At 61.5% G+C, this 17,501-nt stretch carries 20 protein-coding genes; 11 read left to right on the forward strand and 9 right to left on the reverse strand.

Going from position 1 to position 17,501, the window contains the following annotated elements; translation table 11 throughout:
- Window positions 1-222: hypothetical protein (locus MVC20_RS04130; protein WP_297538736.1), on the forward strand; the 222-nt coding region annotated here is incomplete at its 5' end.
- Between the two features lie 31 nt (window positions 223-253).
- On the opposite strand, the gene radC is transcribed toward MVC20_RS04130, so the two are convergent.
- From radC to dnaK, 3 genes are all read right to left on the reverse strand, one after another.
- Window positions 254-961 carry a DNA repair protein RadC gene (gene radC / locus MVC20_RS04135; RefSeq protein ID WP_297538738.1) on the reverse strand — a complete coding sequence of 236 codons (708 nt, stop codon included), beginning with the start codon at window positions 959-961 and terminating at the stop codon, window positions 254-256.
- Between the two features lie 87 nt (window positions 962-1,048).
- Window positions 1,049-2,206: a molecular chaperone DnaJ gene (gene dnaJ, locus MVC20_RS04140; protein WP_297538739.1), complete on the reverse strand. Its 1,158-nt coding sequence runs from the start codon at window positions 2,204-2,206 to the stop codon at window positions 1,049-1,051.
- 78 nt (window positions 2,207-2,284) lie between these two features.
- Window positions 2,285-4,192 (reverse strand): molecular chaperone DnaK, encoded by a 1,908-nt coding sequence (gene dnaK / locus MVC20_RS04145; protein WP_297538741.1) that lies wholly within the window; start codon window positions 4,190-4,192, stop codon window positions 2,285-2,287.
- 209 nt (window positions 4,193-4,401) lie between these two features.
- On the opposite strand from dnaK, the gene MVC20_RS04150 reads away from it, so the two are divergent.
- A complete protein-coding gene (locus tag MVC20_RS04150; protein WP_297538743.1) occupies window positions 4,402-5,010 on the forward strand; it encodes an alpha-ketoglutarate-dependent dioxygenase AlkB in 609 nt (202 codons plus the stop codon).
- Between the two features lie 81 nt (window positions 5,011-5,091).
- Here the strand turns inward: MVC20_RS04150 and MVC20_RS04155 are convergent, their stop codons facing one another.
- The 3 genes from MVC20_RS04155 to MVC20_RS04165 all read right to left on the reverse strand — a co-directional run bounded on the left by MVC20_RS04155 (window position 5,092) and on the right by MVC20_RS04165 (window position 6,363).
- Window positions 5,092-5,262 carry a DUF465 domain-containing protein gene (locus MVC20_RS04155; RefSeq protein ID WP_297538745.1) on the reverse strand — a complete coding sequence of 57 codons (171 nt, stop codon included), beginning with the start codon at window positions 5,260-5,262 and terminating at the stop codon, window positions 5,092-5,094.
- A gap of 122 nt (window positions 5,263-5,384) precedes the next feature.
- On the reverse strand, window positions 5,385-6,158 hold the full coding sequence (locus tag MVC20_RS04160) for a methyltransferase (protein WP_297538746.1): 774 nt from the start codon (window positions 6,156-6,158) through the stop codon (window positions 5,385-5,387).
- The gene (locus MVC20_RS04165; protein ID WP_037276548.1) at window positions 6,148-6,363 is read right to left on the reverse strand and encodes a DUF2007 domain-containing protein; all 216 of its coding nucleotides are present in this window, start codon (window positions 6,361-6,363) and stop codon (window positions 6,148-6,150) included. The genes MVC20_RS04160 and MVC20_RS04165 overlap by 11 nt, the downstream gene beginning before the upstream one ends.
- A 56-nt stretch (window positions 6,364-6,419) precedes the next feature.
- Between MVC20_RS04165 and MVC20_RS04170 the strand changes: the two genes are divergently transcribed.
- Window positions 6,420-7,421, forward strand: coding sequence for a polyprenyl synthetase family protein (locus MVC20_RS04170; RefSeq protein ID WP_297539135.1), 1,002 nt, complete (start codon window positions 6,420-6,422; stop codon window positions 7,419-7,421).
- On the opposite strand, the gene MVC20_RS04175 is transcribed toward MVC20_RS04170, so the two are convergent.
- Genes MVC20_RS04175 through MVC20_RS04185 form a run of 3 tightly spaced genes read right to left on the reverse strand, consistent with a single transcriptional unit; the run spans window position 7,414 to window position 11,701 of the window.
- Window positions 7,414-8,238, reverse strand: a complete 825-nt coding sequence (locus MVC20_RS04175; RefSeq protein ID WP_297538747.1) for a 4-(cytidine 5'-diphospho)-2-C-methyl-D-erythritol kinase — start codon at window positions 8,236-8,238, stop codon at window positions 7,414-7,416. The genes MVC20_RS04170 and MVC20_RS04175 overlap by 8 nt on opposite strands.
- A complete protein-coding gene (locus tag MVC20_RS04180) occupies window positions 8,228-10,015 on the reverse strand; it encodes a tetratricopeptide repeat protein (protein WP_297539137.1) in 1,788 nt (595 codons plus the stop codon). The genes MVC20_RS04175 and MVC20_RS04180 overlap by 11 nt, the downstream gene beginning before the upstream one ends.
- 36 nt (window positions 10,016-10,051) lie before the next feature.
- Window positions 10,052-11,701 carry an electron transfer flavoprotein-ubiquinone oxidoreductase gene (locus MVC20_RS04185; protein WP_297538749.1) on the reverse strand — a complete coding sequence of 550 codons (1,650 nt, stop codon included), beginning with the start codon at window positions 11,699-11,701 and terminating at the stop codon, window positions 10,052-10,054.
- Window positions 11,702-11,978: 277 nt separating this feature from the next.
- Here MVC20_RS04185 and greA point away from each other — a divergent pair, with 277 nt between their 5' ends.
- The 8 genes from greA (at window position 11,979) to MVC20_RS04225 (ending at window position 17,464) form a co-directional block, all read left to right on the forward strand.
- Window positions 11,979-12,449, forward strand: coding sequence for a transcription elongation factor GreA (gene greA / locus MVC20_RS04190; RefSeq protein ID WP_008281312.1), 471 nt, complete (start codon window positions 11,979-11,981; stop codon window positions 12,447-12,449).
- A 13-nt stretch (window positions 12,450-12,462) separates the two neighbouring features.
- The gene (locus MVC20_RS04195; RefSeq protein WP_297538752.1) at window positions 12,463-13,479 is read left to right on the forward strand and encodes a hypothetical protein; all 1,017 of its coding nucleotides are present in this window, start codon (window positions 12,463-12,465) and stop codon (window positions 13,477-13,479) included.
- A gap of 121 nt (window positions 13,480-13,600) precedes the next feature.
- Entirely contained in the window at window positions 13,601-14,056 is a 456-nt protein-coding gene (locus tag MVC20_RS04200) for a universal stress protein (protein ID WP_297538754.1), read from the forward strand.
- An 89-nt stretch (window positions 14,057-14,145) separates the two neighbouring features.
- On the forward strand, window positions 14,146-14,709 hold the full coding sequence (locus MVC20_RS04205) for a NifU family protein (RefSeq protein ID WP_296638291.1): 564 nt from the start codon (window positions 14,146-14,148) through the stop codon (window positions 14,707-14,709).
- Window positions 14,699-15,277, forward strand: coding sequence for a tRNA (adenosine(37)-N6)-threonylcarbamoyltransferase complex dimerization subunit type 1 TsaB (tsaB, locus tag MVC20_RS04210; RefSeq protein ID WP_297538756.1), 579 nt, complete (start codon window positions 14,699-14,701; stop codon window positions 15,275-15,277). Before MVC20_RS04205 ends, tsaB begins: the two co-directional genes overlap by 11 nt.
- Window positions 15,267-15,683: a GNAT family N-acetyltransferase gene (locus MVC20_RS04215; RefSeq protein WP_297538758.1), complete on the forward strand. Its 417-nt coding sequence runs from the start codon at window positions 15,267-15,269 to the stop codon at window positions 15,681-15,683. Before tsaB ends, MVC20_RS04215 begins: the two co-directional genes overlap by 11 nt.
- Before the next feature lie 108 nt (window positions 15,684-15,791).
- Window positions 15,792-16,706, forward strand: coding sequence for a sulfite exporter TauE/SafE family protein (locus tag MVC20_RS04220; protein WP_037276565.1), 915 nt, complete (start codon window positions 15,792-15,794; stop codon window positions 16,704-16,706).
- Entirely contained in the window at window positions 16,706-17,464 is a 759-nt protein-coding gene (locus tag MVC20_RS04225) for a TIGR02186 family protein (protein WP_297539139.1), read from the forward strand. The genes MVC20_RS04220 and MVC20_RS04225 overlap by 1 nt, the downstream gene beginning before the upstream one ends.
- Window positions 17,465-17,501: the final 37 nt, after the last annotated feature.

A 17,501-nucleotide genomic window follows, 5' to 3' on the forward strand; every position in this document is an offset into this window, starting at 1 on the left:
GGCAATATCGGTATTGTTCTTCATGGTGTGATCTCCCTGGCGGTTGCTGCCGCCGGTTGGGTGCGTTCAAGTTCACCCGGAGATTACGCCACCTTCAAATTTCCACCACCTTCGCGACACGACCTCGATCTGCGGCCCAAGCCACTGGGCTCTAATACGGTCGATCACCATGAGCGACCTGAAATGGCGTTCCAACATGACAAGCATCCTTCTGGAAAATGACAGGTGCAGTCATGTTGCACGGCGAGCACCGTTATGTGTCCGACTTCGGTCCACAAGCCATTGAAAGAGCAACCGATCTTGACGGCAGGACACATAAGAAAACGGGGCACAAAAGATCCATTATGTGGCGCGCCACATAATGGATCAGAATGAGCGCACTGGCGTTGAGATGCAGCGCGCGTTTGACCACCTCACGCGGATAGACCGGCACATGATCCACGGTGCCGCGCGCCTGTTCTTCATCCGCGATGAGGATATTCTTGCGGTCCAGATAAAACACGCGGAACTGCTCGATCTCGGCATGGGCCATGGTGGTGTGGCAATAGTCGAGCAAAGCGTCCCAAGAGGAAATGACCTGCCGCCGCAGCACGCGGGCACGAGCCAGGCGATGCGCCGCAGCTTCGACGATCTTGAGTTCCGTCGCTACCGCCTCGCCCACGCCGGGCAGCGCAACAAGCCGGTCCAGCGGTGCAGATATGACCCCGTTGAAATCCCCGAATTGTGCCAGCAGTGCATGTGCCAACGGCTTCACATCGCGTCGGGGAATGGCGCGAAAAAGCACCAGTTCCAGGAGCTCGTAATCCGGCATTGCGGCAGAACCGCCGTCAAGAAAGCGGGTGCGCAGGCGCGTGCGGTGATCCCGAATGTATGAGGGCAGTTTTTCGCCCCCCGATACCTCTGCCGTGTCGCAGGCAAAGAGGGGGAGGGGCATGTCGGAGAAGGCGCGGTGTTTGCTCATGCGCCCACCCTGCCGCAAGAGCCTTAGCAAGAGGTTAACGTCCGCAGCAAAATTGAAAAAACCCGGCCTTCGCAGACCGGGTTTGCCTTAGCTCTTCATCGAGTCCCAGAAACTTCGGACCGATGAGAAGAAGCTCTTGCTCTCGGGGCTGTTATCCTCGCTCAGCGCCTCGAACTCGCGCAAGAGTTCGGTCTGCCGGGCGGTGAGATTGACAGGCGTTTCCACCGCCATCTCGATGAACATGTCGCCGGGCGCCCCGCCACGCAGCGCGGGCATCCCCTTGCCGCGCAGGCGCATCTGCCGACCGGATTGCGATCCCGGCGGGATCTTGACCCGGCTGCGGCCGCCGTCGATGGTGGGCACTTCGATATCGCCCCCCAAGGCTGCCTTGGTCATGGACACCGGAACGCGGCAAAAGAGGTTGGTTTCCTCGCGCTCGAACAGTTCATGCTTGGCCACTTCGATGAAGATATAAAGGTCGCCTGCCGGACCGCCACGCATGCCCGCTTCGCCCTCACCCGCAAGGCGGATGCGGGTGCCGGTTTCCACCCCGGCGGGGATGTTGACCGAGAGCGCGCGATCCTTTTGCACGCGGCCCTGTCCCTGACAGCTCTTGCAGGGGTTCTTGATGATCTGACCCAGACCGCCACAGGTGGGGCATGTCCGCTCGACGGTGAAGAAGCCCTGTTGCGCACGCACCTTGCCCATGCCTGAACAGGTGGGGCAAGTGCTGGGCTGTGCGCCACCTTCGGCCCCAGAGCCCTCGCAGGCGTCACAGGGCACCGCAGAGGGCACCTTGATCGTCTTTTGCAGGCCGGCATAGGCCTCTTCCAGCGTCACGCGAAGGTTATAGCGCAGGTCGGCACCACGGGCCGCGCGTTGACGTCCGCCGCCACGCCCGCCACCCATGAAATCGCCGAACAGGTCATCGAACACATCCGAGAAGGCAGAGGCGAAATCACCCTGACCTGCGCCTCCGCCAAAGCCACCCGGACGCGCACCACCACCGCCCATGCCACCCTCAAACGCCGCATGACCGAAACGATCATAAGCCGCCTTCTTGTCCGGGTCTTTGAGCACGTCATATGCCTCTCCCGCCTCTTTGAACTGGCGTTCAGAGTCGGGGTTGTCGGCGTTGCGGTCGGGATGCAGTTCCTTGGCCTTCTTGCGATAGGCCTTCTTTATGTCGTCGGCCGAGGCGCCCTTGGACAGCCCGAGCACTTCGTAATAGTCACGTTTGGCCATCGGGGATCTCCTTGGTTTAACCCTGTCGGGACCGGTCCGGTGCAGTCCCGGATCGGTCCCAGTAGGTCAAGACGGGCCTCAGGCGCGCTTGTTGTCGTCGAGATCCTCGAAATCGGCGTCAAGGATATCATCCTCGTCGCCGCCGCGATCGGCTGCACGCGGTTCGTCGTCAGACTCGCTCTGGCTGGCCTTGTAGATCGCTTCGCCCAGCTTCATCGATGCCTCTGCGACATTCTGGATGCCAGACTTGATCTTGCCGACATTGTCGGTCTCAAGCTCGTCCTTCAGTGCCGCAATGGCCAGCTCGATCGCCTCGACGGTGGTCGGATCGACCTTGTCGCCATGCTCTTCGATCGACTTTTCGGTCGCGTTGATAAGGCTTTCGGCCTGGTTGCGGGCCTCGACCAATTCGCGACGGGCCTTGTCGGCCTCGGCATTCTCTTCGGCGTCCTTGATCATCTTTTCGATGTCTTCGTCCGACAGACCGCCAGACGCCTGGATCGTGATCTTCTGTTCCTTGTTGGTGCCCTTGTCCTTGGCCGACACCGACACGATGCCGTTGGCGTCGATGTCGAATGTCACCTCGATCTGGGGCATGCCGCGCGGTGCGGGCGGGATGTGTTCCAGATTGAACTGGCCCAGCATCTTGTTGTCTGCCGCCATTTCCCGCTCGCCCTGGAACACGCGGATCGTCACGGCCGACTGATTGTCTTCGGCGGTCGAGAAGATCTGGCTCTTGTTGGTCGGGATGGTGGTGTTGCGGTCGATGAGGCGCGTGAACACACCGCCAAGGGTCTCGATCCCGAGCGACAGCGGCGTCACGTCGAGCAGCACCACATCCTTGACATCACCCTGAAGCACGCCGGCCTGAATGGCCGCACCCATGGCCACAACCTCATCGGGGTTCACACCCTTGTGGGGTTCCTTGCCAAAGAACTTGGTCACTTCCTCGACCACTTTCGGCATCCGGGTCATACCGCCGACCAGAACCACCTCGTCGATGTCGCCAGCGGTCAGGCCGGCATCCTTGAGCGCGGCCTTGCAGGGCTTGAGCGAGGCGGTGATGAGATCGCCGACCAGGCTTTCGAGCTTGGCGCGGGTCAGCTTGACGACCATGTGCAGCGGCTGACCGTTCGACCCCATCGAGATGAACGGCTGGTTGATTTCCGTCTGCGACGAGCTCGAAAGCTCGATCTTGGCTTTTTCTGCCGCTTCCTTGAGGCGCTGAAGCGCCATCTTGTCCTTGGTCAGGTCAACGCCATGCTCTTTCTTGAACTCCTCGGCGAGGTAGTTGACGATGCGCATGTCAAAGTCTTCACCGCCAAGGAAGGTGTCACCATTGGTGGACTTCACTTCAAACAGGCCATCGTCGATCTCAAGAATGGTCACGTCAAAGGTGCCGCCGCCAAGGTCATAGACGGCGATGGTATGCGTATCTTTCTTGTCGAGGCCGTAGGCCAACGCAGCCGCTGTCGGCTCGTTGATGATGCGCAGCACTTCGAGACCGGCGATCTTGCCGGCATCCTTGGTGGCCTGACGCTGTGCGTCGTTGAAATAGGCGGGCACGGTGATGACGGCCTGCGTCACCTCTTCGCCGAGATAGCTCTCGGCGGTTTCTTTCATCTTGCCCAGGATAAACGCGGAAATCTGCGACGGGCTATACTTTTCGCCACGCGCCTGAACCCAAGCGTCGCCGTTGCCACCGTCAATCACGGTAAACGGCATGTTCTTCTTGTCCTTGGCGAGATAGGTATCGTCCGCGCGACGGCCGATCAGGCGCTTCACGCCAAAGATCGTGTTTTCCGGGTTGGTCACGGCCTGCCGTTTGGCTGGCTGGCCCACAAGACGCTCTGTCTCGGTGAATGCGACGATGGAGGGGGTGGTGCGCGCGCCTTCGGAGTTTTCGATCACGCGGGCCTGAGAGCCGTCCATGATCGCGACGCAGCTGTTGGTGGTGCCGAGGTCAATACCAATAACTTTGGCCATGTTGTTCGATCCCTTCTACTTAGGCGATGTGACAGAGGCCCGACCCGTTCCGGCATCCGGCCCCCGGTGGATAACAGGTCAGTCAGTGACATGACCTGCGTTTCCGGGCGTATATAGGCAGGGGATTGTGCCCCTGCAAGCGGTGGCTGCGGGGCAATTCCTCGAATTTGGTCCGAATTGGGGCTGTCCGGCACAAAAGGAGACAGAGGATGCCAGAGCCCACGCTGATCTTGCGGGATGTCGCGATCTACAAGGGGTGGCTCGATCTTGGGAAGCAGGCGACGCTGGTCGCCGCTTTGCGTGATGTCGTGGCGCGTGCACCGCTCTTTCAGCCCGTAACGCCCACAGGCCGCGCGATGAGCGTACGCATGACATCGGCAGGTCGCTATGGCTGGATCAGTGACCGGAATGGCTATCGCTACGCGCCCAACCACCCCGGCGGAATGGGCTGGCCTCCGATTCCCGAGCCCGTACTGGCAATCTGGCGCGCCTTGGTTGGCGAAACGCGCCTGCCCGATTGCTGTTTGATCAACCTTTACACAACAGAGGCGCGCATGGGGCTCCATCAGGATCGCGACGAGGCCGATTTCAGTTGGCCGGTGCTGTCGGTCTCTTTGGGGGACGACGCGCTCTTTCGCATCGGCAATCTGACCCGTGGGGGCAAGACCGAATCGATCTGGCTCAATTCCGGCGATGTTGTGGTGATGGGCGGCGCTGCGCGGCTCGTCTATCACGGGATAGATCGGATCAGACCCGGCAGTTCCAGCCTGTTGCGCGGGGGCGGTCGGATCAACCTGACCTGTCGCGTGGTGACTTGATGCCATTCTGGCAGAGCGGGCATGAAAAAGGCCTTGTCCGCAAGCCAGCGGACAAGACCCGTGATAAGAGATCCGGCGCTGTCAGGCGCTGACAGAAAGGCGCTCGATCTCTTCCTTGATCTTGAGTTTCTGCTTCTTCAGGTCAGCGATTTCCAGCGTACTGCTGCCCGGCGCGCGCTGCGCCCGTTCCACTTGTTCCGAGAGCGCGAGATGTTTCTTCTTCAGTTCCTCGATATGCGAACTCAAGCTCATGGGCAGTCTCCTCTGTGGTGTGGATGTGTCTGTTCGACATGGGAAGTGCACCACATTTTTACAATACTGTCACGCTGCACCTGCAAACTGCGCGGCCCTTTGCCTGCGGCATTTTAGGTAAATCAGGCAGGGAATGGAAGCGCTGCCGCCTTCCTGAGCACATCAGAGGTGGCGGAGGTGTAATCTTCTCCATCCTGTCCGTGATTCTCGCCGGTGTGCAGAAGCCAGCCATCGTGCAGCCGCAGTGCTGCGCGTCCGTTCTTGCGCCCCCGAACCAGAATCAGTCGTGCGGCACGGCCCCGGCGCGGTATCAGCGGCAGAATCTCGATGCTGCCCAGATGTGCCACCATCGCCGCGAGCAGATCCGGCAGTCGCTCTGCCCTCTGAATGAAGGTCACTGTGCCCCCCGCGCGCGTGCGCCGTGCTGCGGCGCGCACCCAGTCCGCCAGCGGTAGCGCCTCGCCCATCGCCCGCTCGCGGCCGGCATCCTCGGCGGCGGTGCTGTGGCTTCGGTCGAAATAGGGAGGGTTGGCGATCACGTGATCGAACTGCTGCGCGCGCAGGGCGGCGGGCATGTCGGCAATGTCACCCTCTGTTACCTCGAGTGACAGACTGTTGGCCGCAGAGTTTCGGAGCGCGAGGGCCACATAGGCGGGCTGAATCTCCAGCCCCGCAAGCACGACGCCCGGCACCCGCGCCGCAACGCAAAGCGCGGCGATTCCCGATCCGCACCCCAGATCAAGCAGGCTCTGACCCGCCCGGGCTGGCACGCTGGCTGCCAACAGAACCGGATCAATCCCGGCACGATAACCTGTCCTTGGTTGCGCAATCCGCAGACGGCCCCCCAAAAAGGCGTCGTGGCTCAGGTCTTCCTCGGCAAAGGGCTCAGTCCTCAAGCGAGAACCCATTGTCTATGAGCGTGATCCGCGCGTCCTCATAATCCTCATTGGCGACCATCAGGCGCCGTGGAAAGACCCCGATCGAGCCCTCAAGGATGCTCATGTTTACGTCCATTTCAAAGCAGTCTATACCCTCGCCCTGAAGAAGAGCCTGAGCAAAGGCGATGGACGCAATGTCATTGGTTCGCAAAAGCTGTTTCATGGGCCATAGATAAGAGCAGGGCGCGCACTATGTCGAGCCATGTTGACGGGGGACTTATGGGATTGGATGAAATCGCCACGAAACCGCACGAACAATTGGCCGCGCATCTTGCGGTCAAGATGGATGCGGTCAATCTCTTGATCCGCGAGCGGATGGCGTCGCGCCATGCACCGCGCATCCCGCAAGTGACCGCGCATCTGGTCGAGGCAGGGGGCAAGCGCCTGCGCCCCATGCTGGTTCTCGCGACAGCGGATCTGTGCGGTTACGATGGTCCTTTCGACGTGCATCTGGCGGCGACGGTTGAGTTCATTCACACGGCCACGCTTCTGCATGATGACGTGGTGGATGAGAGCGCTCAGCGGCGCGGGCGCCCCACCGCCAACCTGCTTTGGGACAATAAATCCAGCGTTCTGGTCGGCGACTATCTTTTCGCCCGTGCTTTTCAGTTGATGGTCGAGCCCGGATCGCTCCGGGTTCTCGACATTCTCTCCAACGCCTCGGCTACGATTGCCGAGGGCGAGGTGCTGCAACTGAGCGCGGCGCAAGACCTGGCAACGACCGAGGAAATCTACCTCCAAGTGGTGCGCGGCAAGACTGCGGCGCTCTTTTCTGCCGCGACCGAAGTGGGGGGCGTGATTGCGGGCGCGCCAGAGGATCACGTCAAGGCGCTCTTCGAGTATGGCGATGCGCTCGGGATTGCCTTTCAGATCGTCGATGACCTGCTTGATTATCAGGGCGACGTCAAATCCACCGGCAAGAACGTCGGTGATGATTTCCGCGAGCGCAAACTGACCCTGCCGGTGATCAAGGCGGTGGCAGCAGCCAATGCCGAAGAGCGCGCTTTCTGGAAACGCACCATCGAAAAGGGCGATCAACAAGAGGGCGATCTGGAGCACGCCTTGACGCTGATGCAGTCACATGGCGCCTTGGAGCAAACCCGCAGCGAGGCTCTGAATTGGGCCGGCCGGGCACGCGCGGCGATTGCGGTGTTGCCGGATCATCCGGTGCGGCGCATGCTTGATGCGCTTGCTGGCTATGTGGTGGCGCGGATCAGCTAAGCCGCGTGGCCTGCACCCACCAACCGGGGTGGGCCGCGCGCAGCGCCTGCGCGGCGCGCGCGGCGGACGCGGCATCTGGATAGAGCCCGAAACAGGTAGCGCCTGATCCCGACATCCGCGCAAGGGCACAGTGCCGGGTCGATGAAATCTCTTGCAGGACATTGGCCACCACCGGCGCTTCGGCAATCGCCGCAACTTGCAGGTCGTTGCGCTGTGCTTTGAGCCAGTTGATCAGACTGGCGGCGTCAGGCCAATCGGGCAAATGCGCGGGCATTGCGGGATTGGCGCGCTGCGCAAGCCTGCGAAAGATCGCTGGCGTCGAGACCGGCACGCCGGGATTGACCAGCACGGCATCAAGCGTGGGCAAGCCGTCCAAGGGCACGACCTCCTCGCCAATCCCGCGCATCCGCGCGGCGCGTGCAACGAGGCAAACCGGCACATCGGCCCCAAGCGCCGAGACATCGCTTGGCACCGGCTGACGGCACATCTCCGAGAGCGCGCGCAGACAGGCCGCCGCATCGCTGGACCCGCCGCCAATGCCCGCTGCGGCTGGCAGATGCTTTTCGAGCGTTATCTCCGCGGTGATCCCCATCACTGCCGCCGCCCGCAGCACAAGGTTGTCAGCGCCCGTCGGCACACCCTTGGCCATCGGACCGGTCACGCTTAGCAGAGGTTCGGGCGCAAGTCGCAGGCGCAGGCGGTCGCCCACATCGGCAAAGACCACCAGGGAATCAAGCAGGTGGTAGCCATCTGGCCGACGCCCGGTGACATGCAATGATATGTTTATCTTGGCGGGGGCGAATCCGTCAGTTGCCATCTTTGACAAGTTTCAGCGGCTCCGCGCCTTCGTCCTTCAGCACCTGATCGAGGCCGACTTCGAGCTTGCGTCGTACGCGCTCTGGCTCCAGGTCGGGCGAGGGTTCGCTTTCATTCAGGGACAATGCGCGTTTCCACTGAAACCGCGCCTCTACCTTGCGGCCCACAGCCCAGAGAACATCTCCAAGATGGTCATTGACCACCGGATCGGTCGGCATCAACTCGGCGGCGCGTTCCATCTGCACGATGGCCTCTTCATAGCGTCCAAGACGATAGAGCACCCATCCCAGACTATCGACGATATAGCCGCTGTCGGGCTGTGCCGCGACCGCGCGCTCGATCATGTTCAGCGCCTCATCCAGATTGATCTGCTTTTCCACCATCGTGTAGCCGAGATAATTCAATACCTGCGGATGATCCGGATTCAGCTCCAATGCACGGCGAAAATCGGCTTCGGCCTCGGGCCAGTTGTCCAGCCGCTCGTGGCTGATGGCGCGGGCATAACGCACGAACCACTGATCGTTGCCCCGCGCCTGATAGATATCGAGCGCTTGGTCATAGGCCGGCACGGCGGCAGCAAAGTTCTCTTGTGACCGGTAGAGGTCGCCAATCGCTACATATACCTCCGCCAGGGTGGGATAGTCCTTCGTCAATTGCTCCAGCACTTCGATCGCCGCGTCCTGTTTGCCTGCGCGGCGCAACACATCACTGCGACCGAGTTCCGCCAGATGATACGAGGGATGATCGCGCGGCACCTTCTTGTAGGCCTCGATGGCCAGATCGAAGCGCTCCAGATCCTCCAGCAGATCTGCGGCCATCAACACAGCGTCGACATGGGCGGGTTTGATCATCTCTGCCACGCGGGCATAGATCAGGACATATTCGTCATTGGCCTCTTGCATGAGCGCGCGACCGAGTGAGAAAAATACTTCGGCAACCCCGTCCGACGCGCTGTTGACCAGATCGAATGGCACGCTCTCTCCCGCCGCGAGCCGCGCGCGGAGCGTTTCAATCTCGGGATCGAGATCGGTGCCGAACGTATCGTCAATGATGGTGACGGCGCGCTCGTGTTCTCCCAGTTGGCTCAGAACCTGAGACCAACCGATCACACCGCGCCGCGTGCGCTGAATGGGCCCGTCATCCTCGCCGCTGAACACCTTGTCCGCGCCTTCGAAATCCCCAACCGAGGCCAGCGCCAGCGCCTTGTGGTAAATCGCAAAGCTGCGCAATCCGCGCTCTTGCGCCACGGTATCGAATCGAGACAGCGCCGACCTCATGTCGCCCTTGCCCAGATCGGCCCATGCCGAAATCATCCCATCCGCAAGATCGCCAACGCCACGCTTCTCTTCGATCCGTTTCAAGAGCGCATCCCATTGCCCTTTTCGCGTCTCGTCGGCAACAAGCGCCATCTGGCTTACCTGGCTTCGCAGCCCGTCCGCCTCGATTTTGCGTGCGACGGCAACGGCGGGCTCCAGCTTGCCCAAGGCAAGATAGGCCACAGTCGCATTTTCAAGCAGCGCCGGATTGGATGGATCACGGGTGAGTGCCTGCGCATAATACTGGGCGGCGGCGGAAAAATCGCCCGTCGCGCGTGCTTGTTGCGCTGCAAGATAGGCCCCGGCGGATGGCTCTGCCGTGAGGGGCAGGGGCATGACCTGCAAAATGGCGGTGAATGCAAGCGCCGTAAGGGGTCGATAGGTCACGCTGTCCTGCCTTTTATGGTCCGGTTCGATGCAAACGTAATATGCCCGCCCCCCCAAGGCAATGCGGCGCGGCACAATTGCCACGCCGCATTCCCGAACATCACGCTCTGCTTACATATTGGGATAGTTTGGCCCATCCCCACCCTGCGGCGTGACCCAGTTGATGTTCTGGCTCGGGTCCTTGATATCGCAGGTCTTGCAATGCACGCAGTTCTGAAAGTTGATGACGAAACGCGGGTCCTTGCCCTCTTCGCGAACCACCTCATAAACGCCCGCCGGGCAATAGCGCTGCGCGGGTTCGTCATATTTCGGCAGGTTCACGCCAATCGGCACCGATGAATCTTTCAAGTGCAGGTGCGCGGGCTGACTTTCCTCGTGATTGGTCATCGAGAAGCTGACATTGGTCAGCCGGTCAAAGCTCAGCTTTCCATCGGGTTTGGGATAGTCGATGGGCTTGTGTTTCGCTGCCGGTTCGGTCGCGGCGGCATCGGTCTTGCCATGGCTCAGCGTGCCCAGCAGGCTGAACCCGATGGTGTTGGTCCACATATCGAACCCACCAAGGCCGAGCGAGGCAAGAAGGCCATATTTCGACCAGAGGGGTTTGACGTTGCGCACCTTTTTCAGGTCCTTGCCGATCGCACCGTTGCGCACCTCGGTCTCGTAATCGCTCAACTCATCGCTGGCGCGCCCTGCGGCCAGCGCGGCATGGGCTGCCTCTGCGGCGGCTTTGCCCGAGAGCATGGCGTTGTGGTTGCCCTTGATGCGCGGCACGTTGACCATGCCCACCGAACACCCCAAGAGCGCCACGCCCGGAGCAACCATCTTGGGCATGGACTGATATCCGCCTTCGGAAATCGCGCGCGCGCCATAGGCGACGCGCTTGCCGCCCTTGAGCAGATCGGCCACCATCGGGTGATGCTTGAACCGCTGGAATTCCATGTAAGGGAACAGGTAGGGGTTCTTGTAGTTCAGGTGCACCACGAAACCCACGTAGACCTGATTGTTCTCAAGGTGATAGATGAACGATCCGCCACCGGCGTTGCTGCCAAGCGGCCAGCCCATCGTATGCGTGACCGTGCCGGGACGGTGCTTGGCGGGGTCGATCTCCCAGATCTCCTTCATGCCGATGCCGAATTTCTGCGGCTCCTTGCCCTTGGAGAGATCGTATTTGGCGATGACCTCTTTTGCGAGCGAACCGCGCACGCCCTCGCTCAGGAACACGTATTTGCCGTGCAGTTCCATCCCCGGCTCGTAATTCGGCCCCGGAGTGCCGTCTTCGTTCTTGCCGAACTCGCCAGCCACGACGCCCTTGACCTCGCCCTGCTCGCCATAAACCAGTTCGGAACAGGACATGCCCGGGAAAATCTCGACGCCCAGTTCCTCGGCCTGTTCGGCCATCCAGCGACAGACATTGCCCATCGAGACAATGTAATTGCCGTGGTTGTTCATCAGGGGGGGCATCGGCAAATTCGGCACCCGGATCTTGCCCGCCTCGCCCAGCATGTAAAAGTTGTCCTCGGTCACCGGCGTGTTGAGCGGCGCGCCGCGCTCTTTCCAATCTGGGATCAGTGCATCGAGTCCGCAGGGATCCAGCACCGCACCGGACAGGATATGCGCCCCTACCTCCGAGCCTTTCTCAAGGACCACAACGGCGCAATCTGGATCAAGCTGCTTGAGGCGGATCGCTGCCGAGAGACCGGCCGGGCCCGCGCCCACGATCACAACGTCATACTCCATGGTCTCGCGTGTTATGTCGGTCATCGTCCTCATCCTTTTCCCGGGGCGCAGCAATCACGGTTGTCGCGCAACAAAGTTGCGAGTGTGACTAGCCTGCACATGTGTCAAGCGTCAATTGAAACACGACGTAAAACCAATTGGAAAACGGCAATTTGTCACGCGACAGCGGCCTAATCTCGCGCGCTCCGCGATCCGCTCTTGCAATCGGGCGCGCGCTTCGGGCAATCTGCCTCGAAATGCGAGATGTGATGTGACGGGGCCTGCTATCCAGCGGCCCCGCTTCTGACAATGGACTGTTGATATGGAAAAGATCCCTATGACGGCTGGCGGCCATGCTGCGCTGGAGGTCGAGCTGAAACAGCTCAAGTCGGTAGAGCGCCCTGCGATCATCCGGGCCATTGCCGAGGCGCGCGAACATGGCGACCTGAGCGAGAATGCCGAATATCATTCCGCCAAGGAGAAACAGTCCTTCATCGAAGGCCGCATCAAGGAACTCGAAGGCATCCTCAGCCTTGCCGAGGTGATCGACCCGGCCAAATTGTCGGGTCCGATCAAGTTTGGCGCAACTGTGACGCTGGTGGACGAGGATTCCGGCGAAGAACGCACCTATCAGATTGTCGGCGAGCATGAGGCCAGCATCGAAAAAGGGCTTTTGAACATAAAATCGCCGATTGCCCGGGCGCTGATCGGCAAAGAAGAGGGCGATAGCGTCGAAGTGCGAACGCCCGGTGGCGATCGCGGCTATGAGGTGATAAAGGTCGCCTATATCTGATCAGGCCCCTATCATGCGCCCAGCCCGCACCGAAAACAGCCCCGCCAAGGGGTTTGACACGAAATCCGAACCCGAAGGCGTCACCTCGATCGAATGGATCGCGGTGGCTCTTTCAGCGCTGTGGCTTTTGGGTTCAGCGGTGTTCTTTCTGGTTCTCACCCCGCGAACGGAAACCGGCGGCGGCGCGTTGCAATTCGTCATCGTGTTGATTGCGGTCTTCATGCCGGTGGCGATGATCTGGCTTGGGGCCACGGCTGCACGTACCAGCCGCGTGATGCGCGAAGAGAGTCGCCGCTTGCGCGCGGCCATCGACGCGATCCGCGCCGCATATGTCGCCCAGAGCCAGACGCTTGGTCAGACCGTGGACAAGACCGTCAGCCAGAAACTCGACGAAATCGCCGCCGCGCAACGCAAGACCGAAACGGCACTGGCGACGTTTTCGTCGATCCGCGCGGGCATGCCCGAACCGCGTCCGATCCTGGCGCCGGCACCTTCGCCCAGCGACCCCGGAGATCAGGTGTCGCTGCCGCTTGGCACCTCTGCCGAGGATATACAGGCCCCGCTCGAACGCGCCGATTTCATTCGTGCTCTGAATTTCCCCGACAACCCCGAGGACAAGGCCGGTTTTGCCGCTCTGCGCCGCGCGCTCAAGGACCGGCCCACCGCTCAGTTGATCCGCGCCTCGCAGGATATTCTGACGCTGATGTCGCATGACGGCATCTACATGGATGACCTGCGCCCGGATATGGCCCGCCCCGAGGTCTGGCGCCGCTTTGCCGGGGGGGAGCGCGGCCGCGCTATCGCTGCGTTAGGAGGGATCAGGGACCGCTCATCATTGGCTTTGACCGCGGCGCGAATGAAGCAGGACACGATCTTTCGCGACGCCGCGCATCACTTTCTGCGCCGCTTTGACAAGATGTTCTCCCAATTTGCCGAAACGGCCAGCGATACCGAAATCTCTGAGCTTTCCGAAACCCGCACGGCCCGCGCCTTCATGCTCTTGGGCCGGGTCGCCGGAACCTTTGACTAAAGCATCCCCGGCTTCATCTGGCCTCAAATACCTCGGGGGGCCGGGGGGCAGCGCCCCCCGACTCTGCGATTGCCCCGGCGAAAAATCCACGGCATGATGCGCGCCTGAGGAGATATGACCGATGCGCAAGTTTCTCGTCGTGCTGGATGACAGCCGCGAATGTCTCAATGCCATGCGCTTTGCCGCGATGCGCGCCGCCCATACCGGGGCCGGGGTTGAAATCCTCGCCGTGATCCCACCCGAGGAATTCAACCACTGGATCGGTGTGGGCGATCTCATGCGCGAGGAACAGCGCGAGAGGATCGAGGCGCATTTCGAGGTTTTCGCCAAATGGATGCGCGACAAGCAAGGTATCGACCCGGAACTGGTGATCCGCGAGGGTGATCCGGCGGTCGAGATCATCGCACAGGTTCAGGATGATCCGGCGATCGGCGTGCTGGTTCTGGGGGCCGCCGCTGGCAAGAAGGGGCCGGGCCCGCTGGTCACGCAGCTGACCAAGACAGCCGGCACATTGCCGATTCCGATCACTATCGTGCCCGGCGATCTCACCAAGGAACGGCTCGAGGCCATCACCTGAGGCCAGCGAGCCTCAGTTTAGAATCGTTCCAATCCTTGACAGTACAGGGCGTCGGGCGCATATCTGGGGCAACCACGAAAGGGCGCGCCATGTTCATCCAGACCGAATCCACCCCCAATCCCGCGACGCTGAAATTCCTGCCCGGCCAGACCGTGCTCGAGGCTGGCACCGCCGATTTCCCGAGCGCCGAGAAATCCGGGAGCTCCCCCTTGGCCGAGCGTATTTTCCGCGTGCCGGGCGTTTCGGGTGTGTTTTTCGGCAATGATTTCGTCACCGTAACCAAAGGTGAGGCGATCGAATGGGACCATATCAAACCCGCTATTCTGGGTGCGATCATGGAACATTACCAATCCGGTCAGCCGGTCATGCTGGGCGAGGGCGGCGGTGCGTCGGGTCATGCCGAACACAGCGGCGAGGATTCGGTGATCGTGAACCAGATCAAGGAATTGCTCGACACCCGCGTGCGCCCGGCCGTGGCGCAGGATGGGGGCGACATTACCTTTCACGGCTTTGACCGCGGTGTCGTCTATCTTCACATGCAGGGTGCTTGTGCGGGTTGTCCGTCTTCGACCATCACGCTCAAGATGGGAATCGAGAACCTGCTGCGCCACTACATCCCCGAGGTGACAGAGGTGCGTCCTGTTGGTCTCTGAACCACTGATACTGGCGTTTGACACATCGGCCGCGCATTGCGCGGCCGCTTTGTTGCAAGGAGAGCGTGTGCTCGTGTCGCGCGCCGAACCCATGGGGCGCGGACAGGCCGAGCGTCTCATGCCGCTCTTGCAAGAGGTGCTGGATCAGGCCGGGTTCGCATGGTCCGACCTTGACCGCATCGGCGTGGGCATCGGTCCAGGCAATTTCACCGGCATTCGCATTTCCGTGGCGGCAGCACGGGGACTGGCCCTCAGCCTCGGGATTCCGACAATCGGCATCAGCACGCTGGACGCCATTCGCGCGCAGGCGCGTGTCGGGGCGCCCTGCGTGCCCGCACCCCGTGACATGGCCTATACCCAGACCGGCAAGGCCGCGCCAGAGTTGGTGGCGATTGCCACCGTCACTGACCCTGTGTTTCCGCCCGAACCTGCCCTGCTGGCGGAACTGATGGCACGTCTGGCCGCTCAGGCGGCGCAAGATGGCCCGCCGCCCGCCCCGCTCTATGTGCGTCCCGCCGATGCCGCCCCCGCGCGCGATTTGCCCCCTGTGATCCTCGATGACGCCTGAAGCCCTCGCCACCTGCCACGCCCGCGCCTTCACGACTGAGGGCAGGGCTTGGTCTGCCGAGGAATTCGCGACGCTTCTGGACAGTGCCTTCGTTTTCGCCTTGGGCGACGCGCGGGCGTTCATTCTTGGTCGCGTGATCGCGGACGAGGCCGAAGTGCTGACGCTCGCCACCGACCCCGATCATCGGCGCAAAGGTCTGGCGCGGGCCTGTCTGAGCGCCTTTGAGGTGCGCGCGCGGGCACGCGGCGCAATCACGGCTTTTCTCGAGGTGGCCGAGGACAATGCGCCCGCATTGGCGCTCTATCGCGCTGCAGGCTATCGGGAAACCGCGCGCCGCGCCGGATATTATGCCCGCAACCAAGGGCCCAAGATCGCCGCCCTAATCCTGAGCAAAACGCTGGACTGATTGGAATGGCCCTTCCATAGGTCCAGTTGCAAGAAAATCATCAGACCTGCACGGCTCCGCACGCCCCCCGCCCTTGCAAAGCGACAGGACATGGGGCTAGGAATTGCCATGCAGATTTACCTCCCCATAGCCGAGGTGTCGGTCAACGCCTTTCTCCTTTTGGGGTTGGGCGGTCTTGTGGGGATTCTCTCGGGCATGTTCGGGGTGGGCGGAGGTTTCATTCTCACGCCGCTTCTGTTTCTCGTCGGTATCCCGCCTGCTGTTGCGGTGGCTACGGGGGCCAATCAGATCATGGCCGCCTCCTTTTCTGCCGTGCTGGCACATTTCAGGCGCAAGACCGTCGATCTCGAAATGGGAACAGTGCTGCTGATCGGCGGCCTTATCGGGGCTGCCCTCGGGGTGATGGTGTTCAACTATCTCAAGTCATTGGGCCAGGTCGATCTGCTGGTCACGCTCTGCTATGTGGTCTTTCTGGGCGTCATCGGCGGCATGATGTTTTTCGAGAGCCTGCGCGCCATCCGCAACACCCGGCGCGGTGTGCCCCCCAAGCGCAAGAAGCACGGCTGGGTGCATCGCCTGCCGTTCAAGATGCGGTTTCGGACCAGCGGCCTCTATATCTCGGTGATCCCGCCGCTTCTGGTGGGGACCAGCGTGGGTGTTCTGGCCGCGATCATGGGTGTCGGCGGCGGGTTCATCATGGTGCCCGCGATGATCTATATCCTGGGGATGCCGACCAAAGTGGTCGTGGGCACCTCGCTCTTTCAGATCATATTCGTGACGGCCTTTACCACGCTCCTGCATGCGACCACCAATTACACGGTGGATATTGCACTCGCTGTGCTCTTGCTGGTGGGGGGCGTGATCGGCGCGCAGTTTGGCACGTCAATCGGTACCCGGATGAAGGCCGAGCAATTGCGCATCCTCCTTGCGATCATGGTTCTGGCGGTCTGTGGCAAGCTGGCCTTGGATCTCTTGATCACGCCATCGGAACTCTACTCGCTTGGTGCGGGCGAGGGCGCATGATGCTCTGGCGTCTGGTGCTCTTGCTTTGCTTTTCCGCCCTGCCACTCCGTGCCGAAGAGGTCGTGTTGGGCTTGAGCAAGGACAAGGTCGCCATCACCGCTACCTTTGAGGGTTCCGAGATCCTGATCTTTGGCGCGGTCAAGCGGGAAGAGCCGATTCCCGATGTTCCGCTGGACGTCGTCATCGCCGTCGCAGGGCCGTCAGAGCCCGTCACCGTGCGGCGCAAGGATCGCCGCTTTGGCATCTGGGTCAATACCGATGTGGTCGTTCTTGATTCCGCGCCCAGCTTCTATGCCGTGGCCACGACGGGCCCGCTGGACAAGGTCATGTCCGATACCGAGGATCTGCGTCATCGCGTCTCGATCCCGCGCGCGATCCGGTCCGTGGGCGCGGCCAGCATGGCCGAGGATGCCGAGCGGTTCACGGACGCCCTGATCCGCATCCGCCGCGATCAAGGAGCCTATGCCGTGCGCGAAGGCGCCGTGGTACTGGATCAGGAAACACTCTTTCGTGGCGCGATCCAACTCCCGGCCAACCTGACCGAAGGTGAGTATCTGACCCGGATTTTCCTGACCCGAGAGGGGCGCGTAGTGTCGCAACTCGAAACCGTGATCGACGTGCGGAAAGTGGGGCTGGAACGCTGGCTCTACACCCTGTCGCGCCAGCAGCCGCTGGTTTACGGCTTGATGTCTCTGGCTATTGCCATCGCGGCGGGCTGGGGCGCGTCGGCGGCGTTTCAAGCGATGCGGCGCGGCTGATGCTGCCCTGGGCCGCGTGCCCTGCGCCATGCCCAAA

The organism is Roseovarius sp. (assembly GCF_027019125.1).
In the GTDB taxonomy this organism is placed as follows: Bacteria; Pseudomonadota; Alphaproteobacteria; order Rhodobacterales; family Rhodobacteraceae; genus Roseovarius.